Here is a 25,099-nt window from a genome sequence, read left to right on the forward strand (position 1 = left end):
CCGCATGTCAAAAGTCAGGATCCTCCATTTCATGGTTCGCGTCGGTAATGGCGGAGTAGAGAGGCGGCGTCTGCAACTTGCGCGTCAGCTAAGTTCTGACCATTACGAACAAATCATCGTTTGCACTGAAGCATTCGGACAGGTCAAGGATGAGCTACTTGAAGCAGGCTGTCAGATTCATGAGATAGGCAGGATGCGGCGAATATTCGATCTTCGCTCATATCTCAGGGCATGGAAGATCGCGCGCCAATTTCGTCCTCATATTATTCATGGTGCTGTATTCGAGGGCGTTGCACTTGCTGCTGTTGTGGGAATGACAACGCCTTCGGCGGTTGTCATAGGGGAAGAGACGTCTGACCCCCAGAATCGCAGACGCGCTGGTCATTTGCTGATTCGTGCCATGTATTGGCTCACTGATCATTGCGTGGCCGTATCGCCCAGAGTTGGTCATTATTTACGTGAAGACCTTGGAATGTCGGCATCAAAGGTTACTGTCATCAACAATGGAGTCGCGAGCCCGATCCGCTCGACTTGGGACGACAAGGCGAAGCTTCGCGAGGCGCTTGGCCTCACTGAAGAGTATGTGGTCGTCGGTAGTGTAGGTCGGATGGAAGACGAGAGTCACAAACGGTTCGGTGACTTAATCAAGGCGTTCAGCCGTCTGGCGACGCCCTTAACGCGGCTGTTACTGGTAGGCGATGGTGGGGAGAGGCCTGGGCTGGAGGCCTTGTGCGAGCGTCTGTCCATTCGCGATAAGGTGCTGTTCGTGGGGTATCAAGCGGACACTTACAAATATTACGAGTTGATGGACATATTCGCTTTGGCTTCGGAGCGAGAAGCCTTCGGGCTAGTCAACGCCGAAGCAATGCGATGCAGCCTTCCAGTGGTTGCAACGCGAGTAGGTGGAATACCCGATGTGGTTGAGCACGAAAAGACGGGATTGTTAGTGCCCCCGCGAGATGTTGACGCAATGGCCAAGAGTCTCTTTCGCCTTATTTCAGACCCTTCACTGCGAGAATGCATGGGCGCGGCCGGAAAGCTGCGGGCCGATCGCGAATTTTCCGCTGAAGGCTACGTGGCCCGCGTGGAGTCCCTTTACCAGCGTCTCTGGCAGGAGCGCCGTCGGTGAGGACGCTCTACATTACATGGGATGGCCCCGGCACAAATTATCTGGAATCGCTTTTCTTGCCCATTTTTCAGGAGCTCCAGCGGCGAGGCACGAGCCGATTTTCTATACAGCAGTATGCGTGGGAATCCGAATCGCGGTCGGCGTCGGTTGCGGCAGCTGCAGTTAATGCACAGATGCGCTATCGAGTACGCGATGTCGGCTGGCGCCCACAAAGTCTGGTCGCCGGTGGGATGATGCTCGCAGGCGGTCTTGGAGTCGCACATGTCGCGAGGCGAGATCGTATTGATGTGTTGATGCCCCGCAGCATTATTCCCGCGGCGATGTCTCTTGTGGCAGTTCGCTTTCTGCGCGATGTGAAGCTTTTATACGATGCAGATGGATTGAAGGCTGACGAGCGCGCCGATTTCGGGGGCTGGCGCCGCGACGGCAAAATGTATCGCCTCTTCCGCAGGATCGAGAACGCAGCCGTCGCGCGTGCCGATGGTATCGTCACCCGAACCCGGCACTCGCGCGATATTCTGGCAGAGCGGTCGCACAACCCCTCTGCGATCTTGGCCAAGACTACGGTGACCTCGAACGGAAAGAATAGCGCGCTCTTTACTATTGGAGACAAACAAGCGCGGGCTCGGACACGTAAATCAATCGGGGTATCGGAGAACGCGCCCTTGGTAGTGTACGCGGGTTCGTTGGGCGCGCAGTATTTCCCGGAACGTATGGTTGCGTTCTTTGAGCGTCTTCTGCGTGTACGTCCCGACACGCATGTACTTTGGCTGACTGGCACCCCAGGCGTTGCTCGGTCCTTGATCGCTCAGCGCCCTTTGTTGCAGGACGCATGTACCATTAAGTCCGTTTCGCCGGGTGACGTACCCGCGCTGCTGGCGTCGGCTGATCTGGGCTTGGCGTTTCGTGCGCGCTGCCTTTCACAGCAAGCGGTGGCTCCAATCAAGGTGGGCGAGTACCTACTGTGCGGCGTACCTGTGTTCGGGAGCGCCGGGATCGGCGATCTCGACAGTCAAATTGATAATTCGGTCGGGTTTTTGACCGCCGTGTTGACGGACGAGGCCCTCGACGCCGCCGTTCACTGGTTCCTCGATGAGGTGCTACGACAGCGCGAACGATTCCGTGCCCGTTGTCGTGCCGTCGGCCTAGAGCACTTCAGCCTGGAGCGGAGTGCAGATCAGTACCAGGCCGCTTTCCAGGAGCTTCAGGCTTCAGCATGTCCGAACTCGGTATCGAGATGACCGCTATGGCTGCTCTCCCGCAGGCTTTGGCTTCGTCGCGATCGCTGGCCGTGTTCGATATCGACGGCACGCTTTATAGCGCGAATACACTTTATGAATGCCTCGAGGGGTTTCACACGGCGCGCGCCACGCCCTGGCGCTGGTTCTTTCGATCGGCTCGTACTCGCCCTGGTCAGTTTTTTTGGGCGGCTATCGCGCGTTTGGCGCGGGCTGATCTGTGCCGGCGGATCGCCTTCCGAAGCCTGCGCGGGATCGACGTGTGTTCACTGGATGATGCCTGTCGGGCCTATGTGCACGATATTCTTCCCGACCGGCAGATAAGCCAAACGCTGGCGCTGTTGAACGCCTGTGGCGATCGTGGCTACGACGTACGCCTGGTTTCCGGCTCAATGGGACCACTGGTTCGTCATATAGCGCGAGTTAACGGTATCGATAAATGGTTGGCCGCCGAACCGGACGTGAGCATGGGCCACTACACCGGCGCTATTGCGGACGATGTACAGGGCAGCAAGCTGGCCGCGGTTGAGCAGGCCTGGCGTTCGTTCGACGAGTTGATCGTTGTAACCGATAACAAGAATGACTTGCCGCTCGTTAAACGAGCGGATCATGCTTGGGTGATAACCAAAGCGGGCAACGTGGATTGGTGGTGTAGGCATCAGCTCGCGCACGTCAGCCTGATCGAAGTCTGATGCGCGGTATTCTATTTGCGGTCGTGCCTGGCGGCTATCTGCTGCGCTCTCGGTTGGCGGGCAAAACTGCGCGGATTTCCTGGTTTTTGATCAATCCGGTTGTGATCGGGATGGCGTCGGTCTGGGTAACCGCGATGGCGTTTCCGCAGTTTATGCTTACGTTTGTGCTGGCGTTTCTCGCTTGGCAATCGATCTACGAAATTGGCTATCTTGAGAACGATATTCAGACCGTTAAGCGGGAATCCGCCCCGACATTACGCTTGTCGCCAGAAGTCCATCTAGCACTGGGCGCGCAGTACGGTTTGGTGGTTGGCATCAAATGGCTGGTCGCAGCCCTACTACTAGCCGTGCTGGGATGGCTCGACGCGCAACACGTCGTGACGCTTCACGTCGTTGTTTTCGCTGTGTTATTGGCCATCACGCGAATGGCCTTTCGTGCGCACAATACGGTACGTAGCAGAACTAATATAGCGACTTACTTCGCGCTGGCTGTATTAAAATACGCAGCCTTGCCGGTGGGTTTCAACGAGAGTGAATCGACGTTCTGGTTGGTAGTCGTGTTGTGTCTGATATTTCCCGCTGTGCGAACGATCGAACACGCATGCAAAATGAAATACGGCTTTCCGAGGCTGGCGCGATGGGTCGGCGATTTCCATCGATTCCGGGTTTTTTATTACATGGTTCTAAGCGTGGGATTGGGTTTGCTTACAGTCACCGCGCAGAGTTCTGTGTTCATGCTAGGTGCGCTGATTTCGGCGTATTTCGTTGTCGTACGGGCAGCCGCCTATGTGGTGAGCAAACGTCGCACGCTCGAAAAGCCGGAGGCGTACCGGTGGGATTGACACGATTTTGCAGTCTCGAACGATCGGTCATTGTTGATGGATCGCTTGAGGCGTGGTCGGCTACGCGCACCATACGACGCGGTGTGACTGAATGATTACGTACTGGGGCGTGTTCATGTCCGCCTGCGGGCTGGCGCTCACTCGATTGCGCGTGTCGAGGCTGGGGTGGTGCTTGATCGGCGCCGGCTTGGTCGCATTCATAGGGTTGCGTTATCAAGTCGGCGGAGATTGGGGTAGTTACCTAGGTTATCTGACGCGTGTATCAGGCGCTCCCTTCGTTCGCATATTCGAGTTGAAGGATCCCGGCTACCAGCTGGTGAACTGGGTGGCCGCCGCGCTCGGCCTGGAAGTGTGGTTCGTGAACGTTGTAGCCGCGTCAGTCTTCGTCGTGGGGTTGATCCAGTTCGTGCGGGCACTTCCCGATCCTCGAATTGCGCTGGCGGTCTCTATTCCCTACATGGTTACGGTCATGGCGATGGGGTATACGCGGCAGGCCATGGCTTTCGGGTTCGTGCTCTGGGGGTTGACGTTCTTGATGCAGCGGCGGCTTGTGGGGTTCGTCGTAATGATTGCGATCGGTGCGACGTGTCATAAATCCGCCGTCATTCTCGTTCCCTTGGCCGTTCTGGCGAATACCCGCAACCGCGGCTGGTCCATGGTCTGGGTCGGCACGACCGGTGCGCTGTTGTTCGTGCTGCTGCTGCAGGAGCATGTCGATGCGCTATATCAGGCTTACGTCGTTTCCGAGTATGCGGACGCGGCTCGGGGCGGGCCTGTCCGTGCGCTGATGAACGCATTGCCGGCCGCGGCCTTCCTTGTGCTGCGCAAGCGTTTTGACATGTCCGCTGAAGAACGGGCGTTATGGTTCTGGGTTTCGCTGCTGTGCCTGCTTTGTGTTCCGCTACTGGCTTTTTCAGCCACGGCGGTAGACAGGGTAGCGCTTTATCTCATGCCGATTCAGCTCGTGGTGGCCAGCTATTTTCCGGAGTTTTTTCGTCGCAAGGATCGGGTCCTGGCTCGAGTCGGCGTTCTTGGTCTTTACGGCGCGGTAATGTTCGTGTGGCTGAATTATGCGGGCAATCGTAACGGGTGGCTGCCGTATCAATTTTGGCCGTTGGTCGCCGGATAGGATTTCACGATTTTTTCTAACGCTACAAGCGCTTTTGCGATCGTGAGGTCGCCTCGCGAATCGTCGAGGGTTCGCTGATTTGGCTTTTGCTCGGCTTGGTCGGGCTTTTGCGGGCCGGGAGAGCGTCGCAGCGACGCCGGTGGTGCTTGACGTATGGCGTGTTCGTTTTCGGTGCGTGCACTAACGCTATTAAATGCAAACGATATTGGCCGGTACGAATGCATCGGTCCTATTGATCGATCGGTACGCGTGAGATTCGGCCGCGAGATGGCTGATGCCGTTCTCCCGATATCGGCCAACACTGCGGTGAGCGATCGATATATCGAAACTGCGCCCGAAGCTTCCACTGCTGCCTCATTCATTGCCTGTGCAGCCCAATCCCCGGCCAGAAGAGCGTGAATCGTAGTCCTGCCAAACTAAAATTCTATTATCTAGGCTCGGTTAAATTTTTCATGTGCGACATTGCCGTCGCGCGTTTTTATTTTGTTATCGGCGTTGGGCGCGAGCCTGTTTTTTCGATATCATTCGCAACGAACGCCTCCCTTAACGCGCCGAGATACGCACCGCCGCGATCTTGATTTTGATATTTCCACGCAATTAGTGTCTGTCAAGGATCAATGAATGTCCAAGGTTGAGAAATCGCCGAACACCAGTGCTATCGCGGTCATCGGCTTAGGTTACGTCGGGCTGCCTCTCGCTGTAGCGTTTGGCCGTCAGCATGACACGCTCGGTTTCGACATCGACGCTCGTCGTATCGAGCAACTCAAAGAGGGCTACGATTTTACGCGCGAGGTGAGCGCGGCAGATCTCGCGGCCACGAATCTCCGTTTTTCGGCAGATACCGATGATCTTGGGGCGGCCAACATCTATATCGTGACTGTGCCGACCCCGGTGACCGACGCCAAGGTTCCGGATTTCTCCCCGCTCGAAGCCGCCTCACGCACGATCGCGCCGTACCTCCAGCGCGGGGATATCGTGGTTTACGAATCCACGGTTTACCCAGGTGCAACGGAGGAGCGCTGCGTACCAGTACTCGAATCCGGGTCTGGGTTGGTTTACAACCGGGATTTCTATATTGGGTATAGCCCGGAGCGTGCGAACCCAGGAGATGCAGCCCATGGGTTAGCGAATATCACCAAGGTGGTAGCCGGGTCGACGGATGAAGTGGCCGATCATTTGGTTGCTTTGTACGGGGCTATCGTGCCGGCGGGCGTTCACCGCGCGTCGAGCGTTGCCGTGGCCGAGGCAGCCAAGGTTATCGAGAACGTTCAACGCGATATAAATGTTGCGCTGGTTAACGAACTGTCGAAGATATTCTCTCGGTTGGGGATTGACACCCAGGAGGTGTTGGAAGCGGCCGGCACCAAGTGGAACTTCTTGCCTTTCCGGCCCGGCCTGGTGGGGGGGCACTGTATTGGCGTTGACCCCTATTACCTGACGTTCAAAGCGCAGTCGGTGGGCTTCCACCCGGAAATGATTTTGGCGGGTCGACGTGTCAACGATGGCATGGGCCGGTACATCACGCACGAGATTATCCGGCTGATGCTCCGCCGCCGTATTCAGGTCAACGACTCCCGCATTCTGCTCATGGGCATTACGTTCAAGGAGAACTGTCCGGACATTCGCAATACGCGGGTGGTCGATATTGTCCATGAGCTGATCGCGATGGACGCGAACGTCGATATCTACGATCCGTGGGCAGACAGCGAGAAAGTCGACCACGAGTACGGCCTGTCTTTGATCGACGAGCCCGAGGCCGGCGTTTACGATGCGGCGATCATTGCCGTGGCCCACGATGACTTCAAAAAGGCTGGGATCGATACGATCCGTAGCTATTGCAAGCCCACGCACGTGGTGTACGACGTGAAATACGCGTTTCCTGCGAAAGACACCGACGGGCGGCTGTAGGCATGGGAAAGAAGATCTTGGTGACCGGCGCGGCCGGCTTCATCGGCGCTCGCGTGTCGGAGCTGCTGCTCGACCGCGGTGAGACGGTCATCGGTATCGATAACCTGGACCCGTACTACGATGTCGAGCTCAAGAAAGCGCGGTTGAAGCGGCTGGCCGGGCGGGACGGCTTTACCTCGATCCATCTGAACATCGCCGATCGCGAGGCGATGCCGCGGCTGTTTGAACAAGAGCGGTTCGATGGTGTGGTGCATCTGGCTGCCCAGGCGGGCGTGCGTCATTCCCTGACGCACCCGCACGACTATATCGATAGCAACGTGACCGGTACGCTCAACGTGCTGGAAGGGTGTCGGCACAACAGCGTTGGCCATCTGGTGTATGCGTCAACCAGCTCGGCGTATGGGCTGTCGACCGATATGCCGTTTTCGCCCCAGGGAAGTGCGGATCATCCGGCGGCAATCTACGCGGCGTCCAAGCGCGCGACCGAGTTGATGGCGCATTCGTATTCGCATCTCTACGGTTTGCCGACGACGGGTTTGCGGTTTTTCACGGTGTACGGCCCGTGGGGCCGCCCGGATATGGCGCTGTTCCTGTTCACCCGGAAGATGCTCGCTGGCGAGCCCATCCCGGTGTTCAACCACGGCAAGCATCGGCGGGATTTCACCTACGTGGATGACATCGCTGAAGGCGTGGTGCGTATCCTCTACAAGCCGGCTGAGCCGGACCCGAACTGGTCGAGCGACAAACCGACCCTTGGCACCAGCTGTGTGCCGTGGCGGATCTACAACATCGGTAACGGTGATCCGGTGCCGCTGATGGACTACATCGCGCGCCTGGAAGAGTGCCTGGGTATTGAGGCCGAGAAAGAGTTCCTGCCCATGCAGGCGGGGGATATCGAGGCCACCAGCGCGGACGTGACTGGTTTGTTCGAGGCTGTGGGCTATCGGCCCAAGACGAGCGTGAACGAAGGCGTGGCGAATTTCGTGGACTGGTATCGTGATTATTACAAGGTATAGGTCCTGCGTGGCGGCCTCATTTCGTAACCTGGCGGGCGACTCTGCGCTGAACCTGAACAGGGGTTGATCGACGCAACGGCCTTCAATACAAGGCGAGCGTTGCCTCGTTGACCTTTTTTACACTGAATCGGTTTTCTGCAATGTCTCGCGATCGGGACTTCATTGCCGAAAGTGGCTCTTGCGGGGCATCCAACAGTCTGGCAACCGCCTCGACCAGAGGCGCGACCTGATGAACGGGGACGAGATACCCATTCTCGCCCGGCTCGACGATGCCCTGGCAGCCCGGGATGTCGGTGGTGACGATGACACATCCACTGGCGGCCGCTTCGAGCAATGCCTTGGGTGTCCCTTCGCGATAGGTTGGCAGCACGACGATATCGGTGGTGGCCAGAAGCCCAGCCATATCGGCATGGTGGCCCAGATAATGATGCCCCCCAGAGCGGATTAGTTCATCGACCTCGGCCTGACTCAACGAACTTGGATTGCCCGGGTACGGCGCGCCTGCTAGATAGCTGTCGAACTCGCAGCCCATTTCTCGCAGCCGTTCGGCCATGGACAGGTATTCGTGGATGCCTTTCTCACGAAGCAAGCGGCCGCAGAACAGCAGTTTTCGGGCATGCCCCTTCGGCGCGGCCGGTTCCTCAGGGGGTTTGAACTGCTCGCAATCGACACCCGAGCCACGGATAACGGTCGTTCGCTCACGTGCCAGCAAGCCCCGTCCGACGAACTCCTCCCGATCATGTTCGTTCTGAAAGATCAGGTGGGCCCGTGAGGCCCAAAGCGCAAGCTTCATCGCTACGAGCACCGGCGGTTTCAGAAGCCGGGTGCGCCAGTTGCGCGTGGTGAATAGGTGGCCCAGGCCGGTTATAGCGCCGATAACGCGTGTTTTGGCGATAAGGGGCGCAGCAATACATCCATAGAGCACACACTTGAGTGTGAAAAGATGCAGCACATCGGGCTCGGCGGCGCGAAGTGCTCGAAGTAGCCGGCGCCACGCGTCGGCCTCGCGCAAAGGATTCGCGCCACGGCTGTCCAGCGGTATCACCGTTACCGGCCAACCCCGTGCCCGAAGTTTTGGCACGTACTCGCCGTCCGGACATATGAGTTCGACCTCCCAGCCCGTCTTTTCTGCCATGGCAATCAGGTCGGATCGGAAGTTGTACAAATACCAATCGCTGTTGGCCACGAAGACGACTTTCGAACGGCCGCGCGGTGCTGGCCGTTCCGGGCCGGGTGAGTCCTGCATAGATGTCCGCTGAGTTGTGCTGTCGGGCCGCACGGCTAGTGCTCGTGTGCCGGGCTCGGGAACGATTCGAGCCAATGCTGATGCGCAAGATACCACTGCACGGTCGCCGCGAGCCCTTGCTGTAGTGATTGCGACGGGCGCCAGCCGAGCTCGCGCCGGATCTTGCACGCCTGAATGCCATAGCGCTCATCGTGGCCGGCTCGATCGGCAACGAAGCTGATCAGCCCTTCGTATTCGTGGCCGGCGTCGGCCGGCCGCCGGGCGTGGAGCTCCCGACACAGCGTCTGGACCAGTGCGAGGTTCGCGATCTCGTTACCCGGCGCGATATTGTAACGCTCACCTATACGCCCGCGTTCGAGAACGACGAGCAAGGCCCGTACGTGATCGTCGACGTGCAGCCAGTCGCGGCGTTGGCGGCCATCGCCGTAGATCGGTATGGCATGACCGGCCAGCGCATTGCGAAGCGCCAACGGAACCAGCTTGTCGGGCTGCTGGTAGGGCCCGTAGTTGTTGCAACTGTGGGTCACGAGCGTAGGCAGGCCGTAGGTCCGCGCCCAGGCGTGGACCATATGGTCGGCCGCTGCCTTGGAGGCGGAATAGGGCGAACCCGGCGCATAAGCGGTTGCTTCGTCGGCGGCCGGCCGATCGGCGGTACGGCTCCCGTAGACCTCGTCGGTCGATACGTGCAGAAACCTGAAATTTTCTCGGGCCGCACCAGTCAACGCGTGAAAATAGCGACCGGCCTCATCGAGCAATCGGGTTGTGCCCACGATGTTTGAGTGGAGGAACGGCTCATGTTCGACGATGGAGCGGTCGACGTTCGATTCGGCGGCCAGATGGATGATCGCATCGGGGGCGTGGCGTTTCAGTACGCCGCGAACGGACTCGCTATCGCATATATCCACGCACTCGAACAGGTGTCTTGGCTCGTCGGCCAGCGTATCCAGCCATCCGCGGTTCGCGGCATAGGTCAAGCGATCGATATTGACGACGCGATGCGACGAGCTGCGTAGGACGTGTCGAACCAGTGCCGAACCGATGAAACCCGCGCCGCCTGTAATCAGAAGTTTCATTTATCTGTATGGCGTTTCGTTGGCAAAGCGTTCAGCCCGGTAGGCCCGGCTGCTGAGGCAAATACGGATAACATCTGCGTAAGCTTTGGGATTCAATTCAGTTTCGGGCGGTTCAAACCCGCTATACTACCGGCTCGATCGGCCCGAGAGCGCCTGTTAAGCTGGCGCGGCGAGACGCGATGCGAGTCCAATGGCCGCCGCTCGGGCGTATCTCGAATGCCGCGCCGATGCGTGGCCGAACGGTTTTCAGGGCGATGGGGCAACAGCTTAAATGAACTCCTGGTTGGCAACGCCACTTGCCTTTGCGTTTAGTATGATCGCGATCGTGCTGCTCCGCCCCGTCTGTGTCTATTTCGGCCACGTGGATCGGCCGGGCGGGCGCAAGCGCCATGGCTTCGAAACGCCGCTCAGCGGTGGTCTGGCGATCAGCCTGAGCATTCTCGCGCTGGGCGCATTGGTCCTGCCTGCCTCCCAGTTCACCGGCTTTGCGTTCGGCCTGCTCGTGCTGCTCGTTCTCGGCGCCATGGATGATCGCAAGCATGTGCCGGCTTCGTTTCGGCTGGCCCTGCAAACGATCGCGGTCGCGGTCGGGATGTATTTCATCGGCGGCGTGGCGTTGGACGATCTCGGCGCGATCACCGGCGGAGCCAATGTACGGCTCGAGCAGTTCTCGTTGTTGTTCACCGTGTTCGCAGCCGTGGGTGTGATCAACGCGGTCAACATGATCGACGGCATGGACGGTCTGGCCGGTGGGTTTGCTGCCTTGGTCGTGGCCGTTCTGCTGGTGATGGCGGCGGGCACGAGCGCGGTCAATATCGTGCTGCTGTGTCTGACTTTCGGCAGCGTGCTCGGGTTCTTGCTGTTCAACATGCGCACCCCGTGGCAGCGTCAGGCACGCATCTTTCTCGGCGACGCCGGCAGTCTGGTGCTCGGTTATATCCTGGTGTGGTTCGCCATCCAGGCGTCGCAGGGCTCGACGTCGATCATCCGGCCGATCACCGCGGTCTGGCTGTTTGGCCTGCCGTTGGTGGATACGGGCTATCTAATGGCCTCGCGTATGATGCGCGGCGCAAGCCCGCTGGCGGCCGATCGCTACCATTTCCATCATCTGCTGCAACGTTCGGGCCTTCCGCCGGAGCGCGCGCTGTATGTCTGGTTGCTCGTGGCCGCCGTGTTCATGGGTGTGGGCATTCTCGGCCAGTACGCGGGCGTGTCGGACGTGGTGTCCTGCGCTGGCTTTGTCATCGCCTTCGGCCTCTATTGCCTGACGATGAACGCTTTCTGGCGCCGTCGCAGCGGTCGCGTGGGGCGGGGCAACGGGTCGCTGCCCTCCCAGAAACGCTAGTCAAGAACTTGCCAGACTCGGCGTGTCGCCCACGATATGCCGCGAACAAGCCGCTCGATGCGGCTTTTTTTACGTCGGTCGAGTGACGTTTTTTGTCATCAAAACACCCAAAGTCTGGCAATATGACGCTCAAGGGCGTTATCGGGTATAAGTACAGGCCGTGAATCGGAAACCCGGGTTATCGTTGCTGTGCCCCGGGGCGTTGAACGCGGCGCGCGGCGTAATCGACCGCCTCCGCGTTCAGGCGTAGAGCCAGGTTTCTTTGGGGGTAGCCATGTGTTGTTCTCGCGCGACGGGCTGGTACGGCCCCTCGCCGTTGTTCGTGCAGCCGTTGTTGCCGTGCGGTCGCGTCTTGCCCCTCGGCGCGGCGAGCGCATCGGTCTTCTTTCGGCGCGTCAGATGACAGCGTGCAGACTCTGGGTAGGGCAGATGCGCGTATCGCGCGCGTGCCGTATGGCCGCGCTGCTATGGCTTGCGGTCGGTCTGGCCGGATGGGCCAACGGTACGTGGGCCGCTACGCCGCCCGGGCCCAGTGTGGCGTTCTATTACGCTGACGATCTGCCCGTGTCGCTGCTCGCCCAGTTCGATTGGGCCGTAGTCGAAGCCGACCATGTGAGTGCCAGTCAGCTCGGCCGGTTGCAGCGTTACGGCACGAGCGCGTTCGCCTACGTGAGCGTGGGCGAGGCGGATCAGTGGCGGGGCGATGCCGCTCATGTCCCCGCCGAGGCATTGAAAGCGCGCAACGACCATTGGAACAGTCAGGCGGCGGATCTGACGCATCCTGCCTGGACGGATTACCTGCTCGAGCAGCGGATTGCACCGCTCTGGGCGCAGGGCTATCGCGGGTTCTTTCTAGACACCCTCGACAGCTACCGCCTGTTCGCCACGACCGATGCCGATGTCGCAGCCCAGCAACAGGCGTTGGTTGCATTCATCAAGCGGCTCCACCAGCGCTTTCCCGGCATACGCCTGCTGCTCAATCGCGGCTTCGAGATTCTCGACCGCGTGCATGACGATATCGCAGGCGTGGCGGCCGAGTCGCTGTACAAGGCCTACGACGCAGGCACCCAGGGTTATCGTGACGTCAGCGCTGCCGACAGTGACTGGCTGATGAACCAGTTGCAGCGGGTACGCAGCCAGTATGGCCTGCCCGCGATCGCCATCGATTACGTGGCCCCGGCCGATCGGGCAACCGCACGCGCGACCGCACGCCGTATCGCCGAGGCGGGGTTGATACCGTGGGTGGCCACGGGCGCGCTGGACCAGGTCGGGGTGGGTCTGATCGAGCCGATGCCGCGCAAGGTGCTGGTGCTCTACAACGGTGCAACCGCGGACTACGGCGATTTCGCCTTCACCGACGTCCACATGTTCGCGGCGATGCCGCTGGAATACATGGGCTACGGGGCGGTGTACCGCGACGTCAATCAGCCGCTGCCCACCGGCACCTTGACCGGCCGCTATGCGGGCATCGTGACCTGGTTCGACAGCGAGATTGCCGGTACCGGCGACTACCGGCAATGGCTGATCCAGCAGATGGCCGACGGCATGCGCGTGGCGCTGTTCGGCGACCCGGGCTTGAGCATCTCCGGCCGCCTGTCGGAGCTGACCGGTCTGTCGAACGTGACCAATCTCGTCGCGCCCATGACCGTGGCCGAGCACGATGCGCTGATCGGCTACGAGGGCATGCCGCCACGTCCGCCGGCCAACGAGGCCGGTTTTCGCTGGGCCGACGATACGCATGGCAACGTGGCGCATCTGAGCATGCACGATGCCGGCGGGCAGACGTTCGTACCCACGGTCACCGGTGACTGGGGCGGTATCGCGCTATCGCCCTGGGTACTGCAGCAGGGCCTGCCCCAGCAGGCTCGCTGGGTGCTCGACCCGTTCACTTTCCTCCAGCGCGCGCTGGATTTGCCGACGATGCCGGTGGCGGATGCCACGACCGAAAACGGCTCCCGCTACTGGATGACCGAAGTCGATGGCGACGCGTTCGTCAGCCAGGGCAACTTCCCCGGCGCGCCGTTCACCGCCCAGGTGCTGCTCGATCGTGTGTTCAAGCGCTACCGCGTGCCGACGACCGTGTCGGTGATCGAGGGCGAAGTCGGGCCGGCCGGGCTCTATCCGCAGCTGGTAGACCGCGTGGCACCGATCGCGCGCGAGATCTTTTCCTTGCCGTGGGTCGAGATCGCCACGCATACCTTCAGCCATCCGTTCGAATGGCTGAGCCTCAAGCCCGGCGAGCTCGCCGGGGAGGGCCGTACGCCGGCCGGTTACGGTTACAACCTGCCGATCAAGGACTATCACTATTCGCTCGAACGCGAGATCGCCGGCTCGACAGCGTTCATCAACGACACGCTGGCGCCGCCCGGCAAGCGGGTCCAGGCGGTGCTGTGGAGCGGGGACTCGGTGCCGCCGCCCGAGGCGATCGCGATCGCCGACCGGTTGGGCCTGGCCAATATCAACGGCGGCAACACGGCGGTGACCAACGACAACCCCTCGTTGACCAACGTCTCGCCGATGCTGCGCCCGTTCGGCGAGCACGTGCAGGTGTATTCGCCGCAGATCAACGAAAACGTCTACACCAACGATATGACCGGCCCGTTCTGGGGGTTCCGGCGCGTCATCGAGACCTACAAGCTCACCGACACGCCGAAACGGCTCAAGCCGATCGATATCTACTACCATTTCTATTCCGCCGGGCAGCCGGCAGCGCTGAATGCGCTGACCGAGGTCTACGACTATGTCGCCGGGCTGGAAACGCTGCCGATCCATGCCAGCACCTACAGCCGGATCGCGCGTGACTGGTACGAACTCGGCATCGCCCGCACGCTGGACGGCGCCTGGCAGATCACCGGCGCGACCCAGGCACGCACGCTTCGGCTGCCGCCGTCGCTGGGTTGGCCGAACATCGCCGCTTCCACGGGCGTGGCCGGCGTGCGCGATCTGCCGCAGGGCCGCTATGTCGCGCTCACGGGTGCGCCGAAACTCACGCTGCGTCTACAGAACGGTCGGCCACAGTCCGGTGCGTACATCCGGCGCTCCAATGGCCGGATCGTCGACTGGCAGGCCGAGGGCGGATCGCGGACTCTGCGCGTGCAGTCGGACACCGTACCGCTGACGCTCGAGCTGGGCGGCACGACGGGCTGTCGTATCCACGCGCCGGGCGCGCGGCGTGCATCCCGTGGCGACACGCTCGAGCTGTCCTATAGCGGTACCGACTCCGGGTTGGTCAGAGCCGACTGTGGCTAACCCGCACGACAAGCCCGGCGCCGCTGCGAGGCGGCCGAGCCGCCTCGTGCGTCCGGCGGCGCTGGTGATCATCACTATCGTACTCGGGGTCGCACTCATCCTGCTGTTTCCGGCCCGTCAGTTCATATCGCTGACCCATTCCGACGAAGGCCTCAACGACCCGGGCGGAATATCCATCCCGTACCTGCAGGCGCTGCTCAAGGCCAACCCGGACGATCGGGCGCTGCGCCTGAACCTCGCCGAACGCCAGCTCGAGGCCGGTCAGGTCACCGCCGCCAACCAGACACTCGACGCGCTGCCGCCAGAAGATGATGCCGATATCCGCTGGCTGCGCCTGGAAGCGGCCTGGCAGGCGTTCAACGCGGCCCCGGCCGACAGCGCCGAGCGGGCCGCACGCCGGACACAGCTCGAAGCCCGTATGCGTGCCGCCGACCCGGCGGGCGAGGCAAGCGACACGGAAGAGGAAGAAGAGGAGGAGGAAGCCGGCGAACGCAGCGCGATATCCAACGATCGTCTGCAAAGCCTGGCCGAGCGTTGGCTTGCGCTGGGCGAGCCGGCACGTGCGGCGGCGGACTATGAACGCCTGGCCGCGCAGGATGCGCCGAACACCTACGACTGGCACGCGCTCGCGGCCCGCTGGTGGCTAGCCGCCGGCCGCCCGCTGGCCAGCGCACGCAGTTGGCGGCGCGCGTTCGAAATCGCCGACACACCGCCGCGTCGCCGTGACGCTGCGCTGGCCGCCCTCGGCGCCGCCCGGCAGGCACCGGGCGAGCGCGGCCTCGACCTTGCCCGCGAAATGGTCGATGCGTTCGGCAACGATCCAATGTTTCTCGATATCGGCATCGACATGGCGCTGGCGAACGATCAGCTGGCACTGGCCGAGCGATGGTCGGCGGCATACGTAGGCCTGCGACCGGATGACCCGAAGGCGCTGGAGCGCGACACTCGTATCGCGCTGGCGATGAATCGGATTGACGATGCGCTGGCCGGTTTGACCGAACTCGTCCAGCGCCATCCGGATGACGTATCGCTGCGTGCCCAGCTGGCCGAGGTGCAGGTCTGGGCCGGGCGGCCGGAGGCGGCGCTGGCAAACTACGAGCGTCTGGCCGTCGACGGCGCGTCCGATGTCTACGACAACCGCGTGATCGAGCTGGCGGGCGCCCTTCACGACAGCGCCGCGGTACTGCGGGCGCTGGATCGCATCCGCGGCCGTCACCCCTTGAATGCGACTCAGCGTAGCCAGCTGGTCGATATTCTCGACGCCGAGGGCGACCCCGATCGCGCGATTGCCGTGATCCGGCAATGGATCGACCACGGCCCGGCCGATCGTGCGTTGTGGGTGCGTATGGCCACGCTCCAGGAGCAGACCGGCGACCTGGACGGGGCGCTGACGAGCTGGCAGCGTCTGGGCACGCGCTTTGGCGTGGATGTCACCGGCGTACTGGCCCGCAGCCGGCTGCTGACCAAGCTCTGGCGTATAGACGATGCATTTGCGGTGCTGCGCGATCTGCCCGATCCGCCGGCCCGGCCGCGCAGCGACGAAGCGCTGTATTACTGGAGCCGGCTGGGGGATCTGGCCTGGATGCTCGAGGATAAAGTGGTCGCGCGCGATTCCTATGCCACGCTGCTGCGCGCCGAGCGTCTCGACGCCAACGGCGCGCTGCGCCTGGCACAGAGTGCGGTCGATACCGGGGCATTCGACCAGGCCATGGCGGCAACCCGGAGCGACTGGCGCGAACATCGCCATGCCGAGATGGTGACGCTGATGCTGGGGCTGGCCCAGCGCGCGCGGCGCCCGCAGGCCAGTCGTGAGCTGCTGGGCCTGGCCGAAGCCCAGCCTGAACTGTTTGCCGACTCGGTGGACTACTGGCGCCTCTACGGCGACTACTACTTCAATACGCACGATCTCGATCGTGCACGCAGCGGCTACCTGAAGGCGCTGGCCCTGGCGCCGGGCGACCCGGTCAACCGCTCGGCGCTGCTGTACACGCTTGCCGAATCAGGCCGTACCGACGAGCTGGCCGGCTATGTGCGCCGCTGGCGTGCCGCCGCTTCGAGCGACCCGGGGCAGTGGCAGGCATTCGCCATGGCCTACAGCCAGCTGGGCCAGGCCCGCGCGGCCTTGCCGTGGTACGACCGCGCGATCCGCCGCGACCCGGACAACTATCTTCTGGCACTCGACTATGCCGATGCGCTGACCGCCGGGCGGCGCTTCGAGTCGGCTCGGCGTATGCGCGAATACGCGGTAAGGGAGCTGCGGCCGCGCCTCATGGCGGATCTGAACCGGCAGGGCGTGCTGGATACACAGCAGCGTCGGGAGGATGTGCGCATCCTCGGTGTGCAGGCAGCCATGCTTGGCCCGGATGCCAACCGAGGCTGGTTGCGTCTGGCGCTGGGTGGGCGGCGTGGCGCCGGCCTGGACGCCGCGGATATCGAAATGCTGCTCGGCTATTACCTGGCACAGGAACAGCCGGCTTACAGCCGTTACTGGCTGCTGCGCGCGCAGCGCCGGCGGGTGGCCACCGAAGACTGGCAGCGTATGGCGGTGGCGCTACAGAACGACGATCAAGTCGAGATAGACACTATTCTGCGCGAACTCGGCCCGAGCGGCGGCACGGTGGGCATATCGGATCGGATCAGCGCCCTGCGCCAGCTGGATCTGCGCGCCCGCGCGCTTACCCTGGCGCTGGATCACGAGCGTCCGAACGCGCCGTATGCCGCCGGTGTGGACGTCGTGCCACGTTATGCCGCCGAGCTGTATCAGCAGATGCCGCAGTACTACGGAAGCCAGTTGTCGATCCGGCGTATCAGCGATCTGGACATCACCGGCGAGCGTCTGTTCTTCCGGTTGTCCGGTGAGCGGCTCAGCGCGCGGGTCGATATCGGCGCCCGCCAGCTCACCGACCGCGGTATCGATGTCGATCTCAACGGCCTGAGCGATGAGCGTTTCGCCGATCTCGAACTCAACTGGCGCGAGCGACGTGGTGTCACCACGGTACGCGTGGGCACGGTGACAACCGACGCCTGGGATACCGTCAGCCTGGGTGCGCGTCAGACATGGCGGCTGACCGATCACGTGACCGGCGAGGCTTTCGTCGACTACAACCGGCCGGCCGACGAAACCGGCCAGCTGCGCGTGCTGGGCGTGCGCGACGAGATCGGTGCCACGCTGGACTGGACGCTCAATGGGCGGGACAGCGCATCGTTGACTGCGACCTACCAGCGGTTTCACTCGCGCAATGGGCGCGATCCGCTGGCCGACGGCTACCAGATCGAAGCCGCCGTGGCGCATTCGCTGATGGTCGGCCCCACGCATCAATTCCAGATCCGCAGTTTTGCGACGACTGAACAGAACCAGCTGGAAAACGCGTTGCCGGCCTCGGTCGCCGACCGGCTGCCCGACGGAGCCGGCATCGAGGATGTCGTGCCCGAGCGCTATAGCTTCGTCGGCGCCGGGGTGACGTTTGCGCGGGGGATTCCGGGCGAATCCTACCCACTGGTGGCGTCGCCGCGATATCGCATCGACCTCGACGGCGGCTATGTGCTGCCCGACGGCCAGTTCGGGGTCAGTACGAATTTCGCGGTCGGCAGCCGGGTGCTCGGCTCGGACGAACTGAGCTTCGCGCTCGGTATCGACCAGACCGGCAGCGATACCCGCCAGAACAGCTATACGGCCATGGTCACCTATCAGTATTTCCTGGGTCGCTGATGCGTGCCCGTTATCCACGACACACCTACGTTGGCCTGGTCACAGGCAGGGAGAACCCATCGTCATGAAACCCATCACCCGTATCGTTTCCTTCTGTGTGCTGGCGGCCTGGCTGGCCGGCTGTGCCGTGACCGATGTCCATCGCGAGGAGCGACTGTCCGCATCCGCGCGCTGGGCGCAGCTGCCGATCGCCAACTATGCCGAGACGCCCCAGGCCGGTGAACGGGCGGCGGCCATTCTTTCTACGCTTTTGCACCAGCGCGGTATCGACCAGCTCACCGCGGCGCCCGCGACGCAGCCCGCCGGTGGCTTGCCGCAGTTCGACGACGCCGCCGATCTGGCGGACGCACTCAACTGGGCCCGCGGCCAGGGCTTCCAATACGGGGTGACCGGCTCGGTCGAGGAATGGCAGTACAAGACCGGCCTGGACGGCGAGCCGGCGGTCGGCCTGAGCCTGCGCGTAATCGATATCCAGACCGGTCGGACGCTTTGGAGCGCATCCGGCGCGAAGGCCGGGTGGGGCTACAGCACGCTCAGCGGCACGGCCCAGAAACTCATGAGCACGCTGGTCGCGGATCTGCCATTACAGCCTTAACCGCGGCGGCGACGAAGCGGCCGGCCCGCACCGGTCATCTGGTTTCATTGCATCACGAGCGTTGTTCATGATCACGCAGATAGAAGAAGTCCATTACGAGGCGCCGCCGCTGTGGGTGTGCGTGCTCGAAAGCGCGGTCATCACCGCTGTCGTGCCCGCGCTCGGCTGGTTGCTCCATGCCGAGGATCCTCTGTTCTATGACAGCCAGTTCTCGTGGCTGGTCGTCGCACCGCTGCTGGTCGGCCTGCGTTACGGGTTTTTCTACGGGTTTGCGAGTGCGCTTGCGACCGTAGCCTACATGGCGCTCGCGCCCCGCATGGGCTGGGCGGCTCAGCCGCTTGGGCTGCAGTATGCGATCGGGCTCGTCCTGGCTGGCATGGTCGCCGGCGAGTTCACCGACATCTGGCGGCGCCGTTTCACGCAGATGAAGATCATCAACGACTACCAGTCGATACGCCTGACCGAATTCGTACGCAACTACCATGTGCTGCGGGTCTCGCATGATCAGCTCGCCGAGCGTCTGGCGGCCAATCCGCACAATCTGCGCGACGCTCTGCTGGCGCTGGCGGAACGGTTTCATCACTCCGATGCGGGTGAGGACCTGCTCAAACAACGTTCCCAGGATTTGCTGGGGTTTCTGGCCGTGGAAGGGCGGCTGGAGCAATGTGCGCTGTTCGCGGTCGACGAGCGCCGCCGAATCGGGCGCCAGCCGATGGATTTTTTGGGCGGACAGCCCGCGCAGCCGAACGTCGCCGACCATCCGATGGTACGGGCCTGTCTGGAACAGGGCCGTATGATCAGCCTCAAGTCCGAGATGGCCGAGATCAACCTGCAGCAGGAAAGCCACCCGCTGCTGGCCGTGATTCCGTTGATCGATGTCAACGACCGCATCTGGGCGATCGTGACGGTCACGGAAATGCCGTTCGTCGAATTCGAACGCGGCAATCTGCATCTGCTGGCCGTGCTTGGCGGCAATCTTGGCGATATTCTGGCCGAGGCCTATCACCGTCAGCCCAGCGATCAGCAGCTGGCTCGCTACCAGTTCGAGCAGCGCTTGCGGCAATGGTCCCAGTACGGCGCCCGGTATCGGCTCAGCTCGCTGCTCATGGCCTACGAAATTCCCGGACGCGTACGCGGCATCAGCAACGAAGCGCTCTGCGAACTCGTCTACGAACAGCTGCGCGCACTCGACTATGCGTGGACGACCGACCTCGACCAGGGAACCCAGATCATCTACGTGCTGATGCCGCTCACCCCCGAACGCGGCGCGAGCGCCTATCGGGAACGCATGTCACGGCTGCTCAATGAGCGTTTCGGTGTGGAGGTGGCCAGCAGCGGGCTGGTGTTCCATCAACGTCATGTCAACGGTAGCCAGTCAGCGTCTGCTCTGCTCACCGATATCCGTCGTCAGGCCGAGAGCCATGCGGGCGCTTAGCCTCCTGGCACCCATCGGGCTGTGCCTGGAGGTGCTGGCCGCCACCGGCTGGCTGTTCGCCTGGCCGGTCCGCCTGTCGCCCGGGCTCGCGCTGGCGTTGCACGGGCTGGCAGTCGCCGTGCTGGTCGCGGGCGTCCATGCCGCCTTGCCGGCCGTATATCGGGCCCCCCGCGGCGGGGCGCTGTTGTTTGCCGCGACCAGCGCGCTGTTCGTTCCGGTACTCGGTGCCTTCGGGCTGGTTGTGAGCCTGCTGCCCGGGCTCTATTTCGCGTATCGCGAGCCCGCCAGGATATGGGACACGCTCGATATTCCCGACCTGCCGTTCCAGCCCGTGGACGTGAACCCGGACGATGTCTTCATGCGAGACGGGCTGTCGGCCGTACTCATGCATTTCGACGACCGCAATCGCCGGCAGCAGGCGATCATGGCCTGTCGTCATCTGCCGCGGCGTGATGCGGTGCCGATCCTGCGGTCGGCGCTGGGCGATGCGGCCGACGAAGTACGACTACTGGCTTATGCGATGATCAACTCCATCGAGCGGGACCTGGAACGCCAGCTCAACGTCGTACGCGATACCATCATCGCCAGCGGCGACCAGGACGGCGAACTGCACGCCGAGCGCGCCCAGCTGTTCTGGGAGTTTTCCTACCTACAACTCGCACGCGGCAGTGTGGAAACGCTCATGCTGCAGAAGGCGCTCGAGGCGATGGATATCGCGATCGCGCGTCAGCCGACCGCCCAGCGCTGGCTGCTGCGGGCGCGCGTGTGTCTGGCCTTGCGGCGCTACGACGACGCCGAGCAGGCGCTGGAATCCGCCGAAGCCCGCGGGCTCGAGATCGACGACTCTGCGCCTCGCTGGGCGGAGCTGGCTTTTCGTCGCGGCCGCTTCGGCGACGTCGCGCCGGCGCTGGAACGCATGAGTGCGCGTGCCGGCAATAACCCGGTGATGCGGCCGGTCATGGAGTACTGGCTATGAGCAGATGGCCCACGATGACCCCGGCCGATCCGCCGGCCGATGTCACCCTGCTGCTGGAAGGCACGTTCCCGATGGTCCGTGGCGGGGTGGCCGGTTGGGTCAACCAGCTGATAAAGGGCCTGCCGGACAAGCGGTTCGCGCTGGTGTTTCTCGGCGGCAGCGCCGATGCCTACGACGGTATTCTCTATGATCGGCCCGAGAACGTCGTACATCTGGAATGTCATTATCTGATGGACGCGGGCGAGGGCATCGACGAGCCGCGCGCGATCGAGGGTAACCGGGCGGCGTTTACTGCAAGCGATGCACTGCACCGGTATTTTCGTGCCCCCGATGCGCAGGAGGCGGGCCATCGGCTATGCGAGATCGCGCAGCTGCTGGGCCGTACGGACGGTTTGTCGCACGAGGATTTCCTCTACAGCCGGCAAGCCTGGGACCAGATCGTCGACTACTACCGGACCTACTGCACGGACCCGTCGTTCGTGGATTACTTCTGGTCGGTGCGCAACATGCACTCGCCTTTGTTCCTGCTCGCGCGGATTGCGCGTGGGTTGCCCCGCACCCGCTGTCTGCACGCGATTTCCACCGGCTATGCGGGGTTTCTCGGCGCGCTGGCCCACCATATGCACGGGCTGCCGTTCGTGGTGACCGAGCACGGTATCTATACCAAGGAACGCCAGATCGACCTGACCGAAGCTGATTGGATCAAGACCTACGACGACGTGCTCACCCACGGTTTCCAGCGGGACGTGAGCTATATACGCCGGCTGTGGATCCGGTTTTTCGACGGCATTGGCCGGCTGACCTATTCGGCGGCCAACCCCATCACCACGTTGTATGAAGGCAACCGCGAGCGTCAGATCATGGACGGCGCCGCCGCCGAGCGCACCCGCGTGATCCCCAACGGGATCCGTATCGAGCGTTTTCGCCCGCTCCGCGAACAGACGTTCGCCAATCGTGCACCGATCGTGGCGCTCATCGGCCGCGTGACGCCTATCAAGGAGATCAAGACCTTCGTACGCGCCATGCGTATCGTGGCCAGCCAGCTGCCGGGCGCTCAGGGCTGGATCGTCGGCCCGGAAACCGAAGATCCGGAGTATGCGCAGGAGTGTCGGGACCTGGCCGACCAGCTCGATCTGAACGGCACGGTGAAGTTCATGGGCTTCCAGAAAACCGAAGAGGTGATGGCCCGGATTCGTCTGGCGACGCTGACCTCGATCAGCGAAGCCCAGCCGCTGGTCGCGCTCGAGGCGATGGCTGCCGGCGTGCCGGTGGTCTGTACCGACGTGGGCTCCTGCTATGAGCTGGTACACGGCCATGCCCGAACGCAAGCCAATACGGCCGCTAGCGAACCGGACACGGCGCATGCCGCGGGGCGGATCGTGCCCATCGCCGACGCGGGAGCGACCGCCGAGGCGATGCTCGCGCTGCTGGAGGATCGGCCGTGTTGGGAGGCCGCGCGGGCCGTGGGTATCGAGCGCGTCGAACGCCAGTATTCGGAGCAGCTCATGCTCGATCGCTATGCGCAGCTCTACGACGAGACGATGGTCCGTGCGGCCGCAGGGGGCACAGGGGGCTAACCATGGCAGGTATCGGTTTCGAGCTGCGCAAGCTGCTGCGCAAGGACAGTTACTTCGGGCTGCTTCGTGCCTACGGCTACGCCGGAATCATCAGCTCCGGGCCTTGGGTGCTGTCGATCCTGGTGATCATGGCGCTCGGGTTTCTCTCCCTCGGCCTGTTGCCGGATCAATCGCGTCATGTGACCCAGTTTCTGGTGTCGGTGACTTATATCGTGGCGGCATCGCTGATCGTATCCGGCATGGCCCAGCTGGTGTTCACCCGCTATGTCGCTGACCGGCTGTTCGAGCAAAAGCCTGAAGCGATCCTGCCGAATCTGGTCGGCCTGTTGACTGGCATGAACCTGATTGCGGCGACGTTGGGGCTCACCGTGCTCGTCACGCTGTTCGGCGGCACGTCGTTGCTCTATCGGGTGGAGATGTTCGCCGGCTTCGTGCTGCTGACCAATATCTGGTGTATCACGGTGTTCATCACCGGCATGAAGGCCTACCGTCAGGTGCTCTGGGCGTTCGCGTTCGGCTACGGGGTGACGTTCGCGCTGGGCATGGCGCTGCGCGACTACGACCTTGAAGGGCTGCTTGGCGGTTTCGTGGTCGGGCAGGGGGTTCTGTTCTATACGCTGGTGTTTCTGGTGGTGCGCTACTACCCGAGCGATCGCATGTTTGCACTCGACCTTCGTCGTGCAGAGCAGACCCACCGGTCGCTGATCTTCACCGGCGTGTTCTACAACCTCGGCCTCTGGGCCGACAAGTTCCTGTTCTGGTACAACCCGGCCACCTCGGAACACGTGATCGGGCCGCTGCGCGCCTCACCGATCTACGACTTCCCGATCTTTCTGGCGTATTTGTCGATCGTGCCGGGCATGGCCGTGTTTCTCATTCGTATGGAAACCGACTTCGCTGAACGTTACGACGCGTTCTACAGCGCCGTGCGCGGTGGCGACACGCTCACGCATATCGAACAACGGCTCGACCGCATGGTGGATACCGTCCGGCAGGGCGTCTACGACATCTTCAAGATCCAGGGCATTACGATCGTGTCGTTGCTGCTCGTCGGCCCGGCGCTGATCGAATGGCTGGGTTTTTCGCCGTATTACGTGCCGCTGTTCAATATCGATATCGTCGCCGTGGGCATGCAGGTGTTGTTCATGGCGATTCTCAACGTACTGTTCTATCTCGACAAGCTGAAACTGGCGCTCATGTTGTGCCTGTTGTTCTTCGGCTCGAACCTGCTGCTGACCGCGCTCAGCCAGTATCTCGGTGCCATCTTCTACGGCTACGGTTTCGCAGGATCGTTGATGCTCTCGTCGCTGGTCGGCCTGGCCGTGCTCGATCGTGAATTTCAGCAGTTGACCTATCAGACGTTCATGCTGCAACGGCCGGGGTGATTCGGTCGGGCCACGCGTGGTGTGTCTATACGTATTCGGGTTCCCGCGTATCGTAGGACGGGTTTGTCGGGCTTTGTCGACGGCCGAGGTACGTAGTGGTGGCGGCGCTGGTTCTGCTTGGAACACTCGCGCCCCGAACCGGGCGGCCTACTCAGCCACACAGGCGCATTTCGACTTGGGGGTTTCGCGCTGCTGTGCGAGTAATCTTTATTCGTGTTACTAAATGAAAGGGAGTCGCGCTGCAACGCGAAACCAAAGTGGCGTTGAACTGGTGAGCGCCGGAAGACGGGTGGCTTAAACCCAGCGTCTTGAATCGACCCCGAAGACGAATTTGGACGGGAGTTTCGCACGGCTGTGCGAGTCACTTTCATTTGCTTGTCCAGGTAAGTCACCAAAGCAAACGAAACCCTGTCTTGCGCCGATGCTTCGCATCGATGCCCTGTGCTGCTCGCCCGTCCGGGGCGCAGCCGGAACTCGCCGCACTCCTGCGCGACTCAGACACCCGGCTGTGCTTCATCCCCGGCCGGCCTCCGCTGCTCGGCGCTACGCCCAAGG

The 25,099-nt window shown here is 62.3% G+C and carries 17 protein-coding genes; 15 read left to right on the forward strand and 2 right to left on the reverse strand.

Translation table 11 applies throughout. The features are described from left to right. Positions 1-4: 4 nt before the first annotated feature. The 7 genes from T31B1_RS16770 (at position 5) to T31B1_RS16800 (ending at position 7,954) form a co-directional block, all read left to right on the forward strand. The gene (locus T31B1_RS16770; protein WP_353250672.1) at positions 5-1,129 is read left to right on the forward strand and encodes a glycosyltransferase; all 1,125 of its coding nucleotides are present in this window, start codon (positions 5-7) and stop codon (positions 1,127-1,129) included. Then, positions 1,126-2,370 carry a glycosyltransferase gene (locus T31B1_RS16775; RefSeq protein WP_353250673.1) on the forward strand — a complete coding sequence of 415 codons (1,245 nt, stop codon included), beginning with the start codon at positions 1,126-1,128 and terminating at the stop codon, positions 2,368-2,370. The genes T31B1_RS16770 and T31B1_RS16775 overlap by 4 nt, the downstream gene beginning before the upstream one ends. Next, complete coding sequence (locus tag T31B1_RS16780; protein ID WP_353250674.1) at positions 2,346-3,059, forward strand: HAD family hydrolase; 714 nt, start codon at positions 2,346-2,348, stop codon at positions 3,057-3,059. The genes T31B1_RS16775 and T31B1_RS16780 overlap by 25 nt, the downstream gene beginning before the upstream one ends. Continuing rightward, positions 3,059-3,901 (forward strand): hypothetical protein, encoded by an 843-nt coding sequence (locus T31B1_RS16785; protein ID WP_353250675.1) that lies wholly within the window; start codon positions 3,059-3,061, stop codon positions 3,899-3,901. Before T31B1_RS16780 ends, T31B1_RS16785 begins: the two co-directional genes overlap by 1 nt. A 91-nt stretch (positions 3,902-3,992) precedes the next feature. Continuing rightward, positions 3,993-5,030 (forward strand): EpsG family protein, encoded by a 1,038-nt coding sequence (locus tag T31B1_RS16790; RefSeq protein ID WP_353250676.1) that lies wholly within the window; start codon positions 3,993-3,995, stop codon positions 5,028-5,030. A gap of 621 nt (positions 5,031-5,651) precedes the next feature. Beyond that, positions 5,652-6,938 carry a nucleotide sugar dehydrogenase gene (locus T31B1_RS16795; protein ID WP_353250677.1) on the forward strand — a complete coding sequence of 429 codons (1,287 nt, stop codon included), beginning with the start codon at positions 5,652-5,654 and terminating at the stop codon, positions 6,936-6,938. A gap of 2 nt (positions 6,939-6,940) precedes the next feature. Further along, a complete protein-coding gene (locus tag T31B1_RS16800) occupies positions 6,941-7,954 on the forward strand; it encodes an NAD-dependent epimerase (RefSeq protein WP_353250678.1) in 1,014 nt (337 codons plus the stop codon). Positions 7,955-8,036: 82 nt separating this feature from the next. Here the strand turns inward: T31B1_RS16800 and T31B1_RS16805 are convergent, their stop codons facing one another. Next, positions 8,037-9,200, reverse strand: coding sequence for a glycosyltransferase family 4 protein (locus tag T31B1_RS16805; protein WP_353250679.1), 1,164 nt, complete (start codon positions 9,198-9,200; stop codon positions 8,037-8,039). A 35-nt stretch (positions 9,201-9,235) separates the two neighbouring features. Next, the gene (gene rfbB, locus T31B1_RS16810) at positions 9,236-10,273 is read right to left on the reverse strand and encodes a dTDP-glucose 4,6-dehydratase (RefSeq protein ID WP_353250680.1); all 1,038 of its coding nucleotides are present in this window, start codon (positions 10,271-10,273) and stop codon (positions 9,236-9,238) included. 325 nt (positions 10,274-10,598) lie between these two features. Between rfbB and T31B1_RS16815 the strand changes: the two genes are divergently transcribed. From T31B1_RS16815 to pelG, 8 genes are all read left to right on the forward strand, one after another. Continuing rightward, positions 10,599-11,618, forward strand: a complete 1,020-nt coding sequence (locus T31B1_RS16815; protein ID WP_353250681.1) for an MraY family glycosyltransferase — start codon at positions 10,599-10,601, stop codon at positions 11,616-11,618. A gap of 453 nt (positions 11,619-12,071) precedes the next feature. Continuing rightward, complete coding sequence (locus tag T31B1_RS16820; RefSeq protein WP_353250682.1) at positions 12,072-14,867, forward strand: bifunctional glycoside hydrolase/polysaccharide deacetylase family protein; 2,796 nt, start codon at positions 12,072-12,074, stop codon at positions 14,865-14,867. Positions 14,868-14,913: 46 nt separating this feature from the next. Next, positions 14,914-18,576, forward strand: coding sequence for a tetratricopeptide repeat protein (locus tag T31B1_RS16825; RefSeq protein ID WP_353250683.1), 3,663 nt, complete (start codon positions 14,914-14,916; stop codon positions 18,574-18,576). A gap of 64 nt (positions 18,577-18,640) precedes the next feature. After that, positions 18,641-19,171, forward strand: a complete 531-nt coding sequence (locus T31B1_RS16830; protein ID WP_353250684.1) for a hypothetical protein — start codon at positions 18,641-18,643, stop codon at positions 19,169-19,171. Positions 19,172-19,238: 67 nt separating this feature from the next. Then, complete coding sequence (locus tag T31B1_RS16835; protein WP_353250685.1) at positions 19,239-20,606, forward strand: PelD GGDEF domain-containing protein; 1,368 nt, start codon at positions 19,239-19,241, stop codon at positions 20,604-20,606. Continuing rightward, entirely contained in the window at positions 20,593-21,582 is a 990-nt protein-coding gene (locus T31B1_RS16840; RefSeq protein WP_353250686.1) for a tetratricopeptide repeat protein, read from the forward strand. Before T31B1_RS16835 ends, T31B1_RS16840 begins: the two co-directional genes overlap by 14 nt. Next, complete coding sequence (pelF, locus tag T31B1_RS16845) at positions 21,579-23,159, forward strand: GT4 family glycosyltransferase PelF (protein ID WP_353250687.1); 1,581 nt, start codon at positions 21,579-21,581, stop codon at positions 23,157-23,159. The genes T31B1_RS16840 and pelF overlap by 4 nt, the downstream gene beginning before the upstream one ends. A 2-nt stretch (positions 23,160-23,161) precedes the next feature. Then, entirely contained in the window at positions 23,162-24,544 is a 1,383-nt protein-coding gene (pelG, locus tag T31B1_RS16850) for an exopolysaccharide Pel transporter PelG (protein WP_353250688.1), read from the forward strand. Positions 24,545-25,099: the final 555 nt, after the last annotated feature.

It is taken from the genome of Salinisphaera sp. T31B1 (assembly GCF_040361275.1).
In the GTDB taxonomy this organism is placed as follows: Bacteria; Pseudomonadota; Gammaproteobacteria; order Nevskiales; family Salinisphaeraceae; genus Salinisphaera.

Bases quoted from the DNA above. Each gene is read 5' to 3' on its own strand.
- rfbB (WP_353250680.1), bottom strand. From the start codon at position 10,273: ATGAAACTTCTGATTACAGGCGGCGCGGGTTTCATCGGTTCGGCACTG.
- T31B1_RS16830 (WP_353250684.1), top strand. From the start codon at position 18,641: ATGAAACCCATCACCCGTATCGTTTCCTTCTGTGTGCTGGCGGCCTGG.
- T31B1_RS16820 (WP_353250682.1), top strand. From the start codon at position 12,072: ATGGCCGCGCTGCTATGGCTTGCGGTCGGTCTGGCCGGATGGGCCAAC.
- T31B1_RS16790 (WP_353250676.1), top strand. From the start codon at position 3,993: ATGATTACGTACTGGGGCGTGTTCATGTCCGCCTGCGGGCTGGCGCTC.
- T31B1_RS16840 (WP_353250686.1), top strand. From the start codon at position 20,593: ATGCGGGCGCTTAGCCTCCTGGCACCCATCGGGCTGTGCCTGGAGGTG.
- T31B1_RS16800 (WP_353250678.1), top strand. From the start codon at position 6,941: ATGGGAAAGAAGATCTTGGTGACCGGCGCGGCCGGCTTCATCGGCGCT.
- T31B1_RS16770 (WP_353250672.1), top strand. From the start codon at position 5: ATGTCAAAAGTCAGGATCCTCCATTTCATGGTTCGCGTCGGTAATGGC.
- pelG (WP_353250688.1), top strand. From the start codon at position 23,162: ATGGCAGGTATCGGTTTCGAGCTGCGCAAGCTGCTGCGCAAGGACAGT.
- T31B1_RS16780 (WP_353250674.1), top strand. From the start codon at position 2,346: ATGTCCGAACTCGGTATCGAGATGACCGCTATGGCTGCTCTCCCGCAG.
- T31B1_RS16785 (WP_353250675.1), top strand. From the start codon at position 3,059: ATGCGCGGTATTCTATTTGCGGTCGTGCCTGGCGGCTATCTGCTGCGC.
- T31B1_RS16835 (WP_353250685.1), top strand. From the start codon at position 19,239: ATGATCACGCAGATAGAAGAAGTCCATTACGAGGCGCCGCCGCTGTGG.
- T31B1_RS16795 (WP_353250677.1), top strand. From the start codon at position 5,652: ATGTCCAAGGTTGAGAAATCGCCGAACACCAGTGCTATCGCGGTCATC.
- pelF (WP_353250687.1), top strand. From the start codon at position 21,579: ATGAGCAGATGGCCCACGATGACCCCGGCCGATCCGCCGGCCGATGTC.
- T31B1_RS16805 (WP_353250679.1), bottom strand. From the start codon at position 9,200: ATGCAGGACTCACCCGGCCCGGAACGGCCAGCACCGCGCGGCCGTTCG.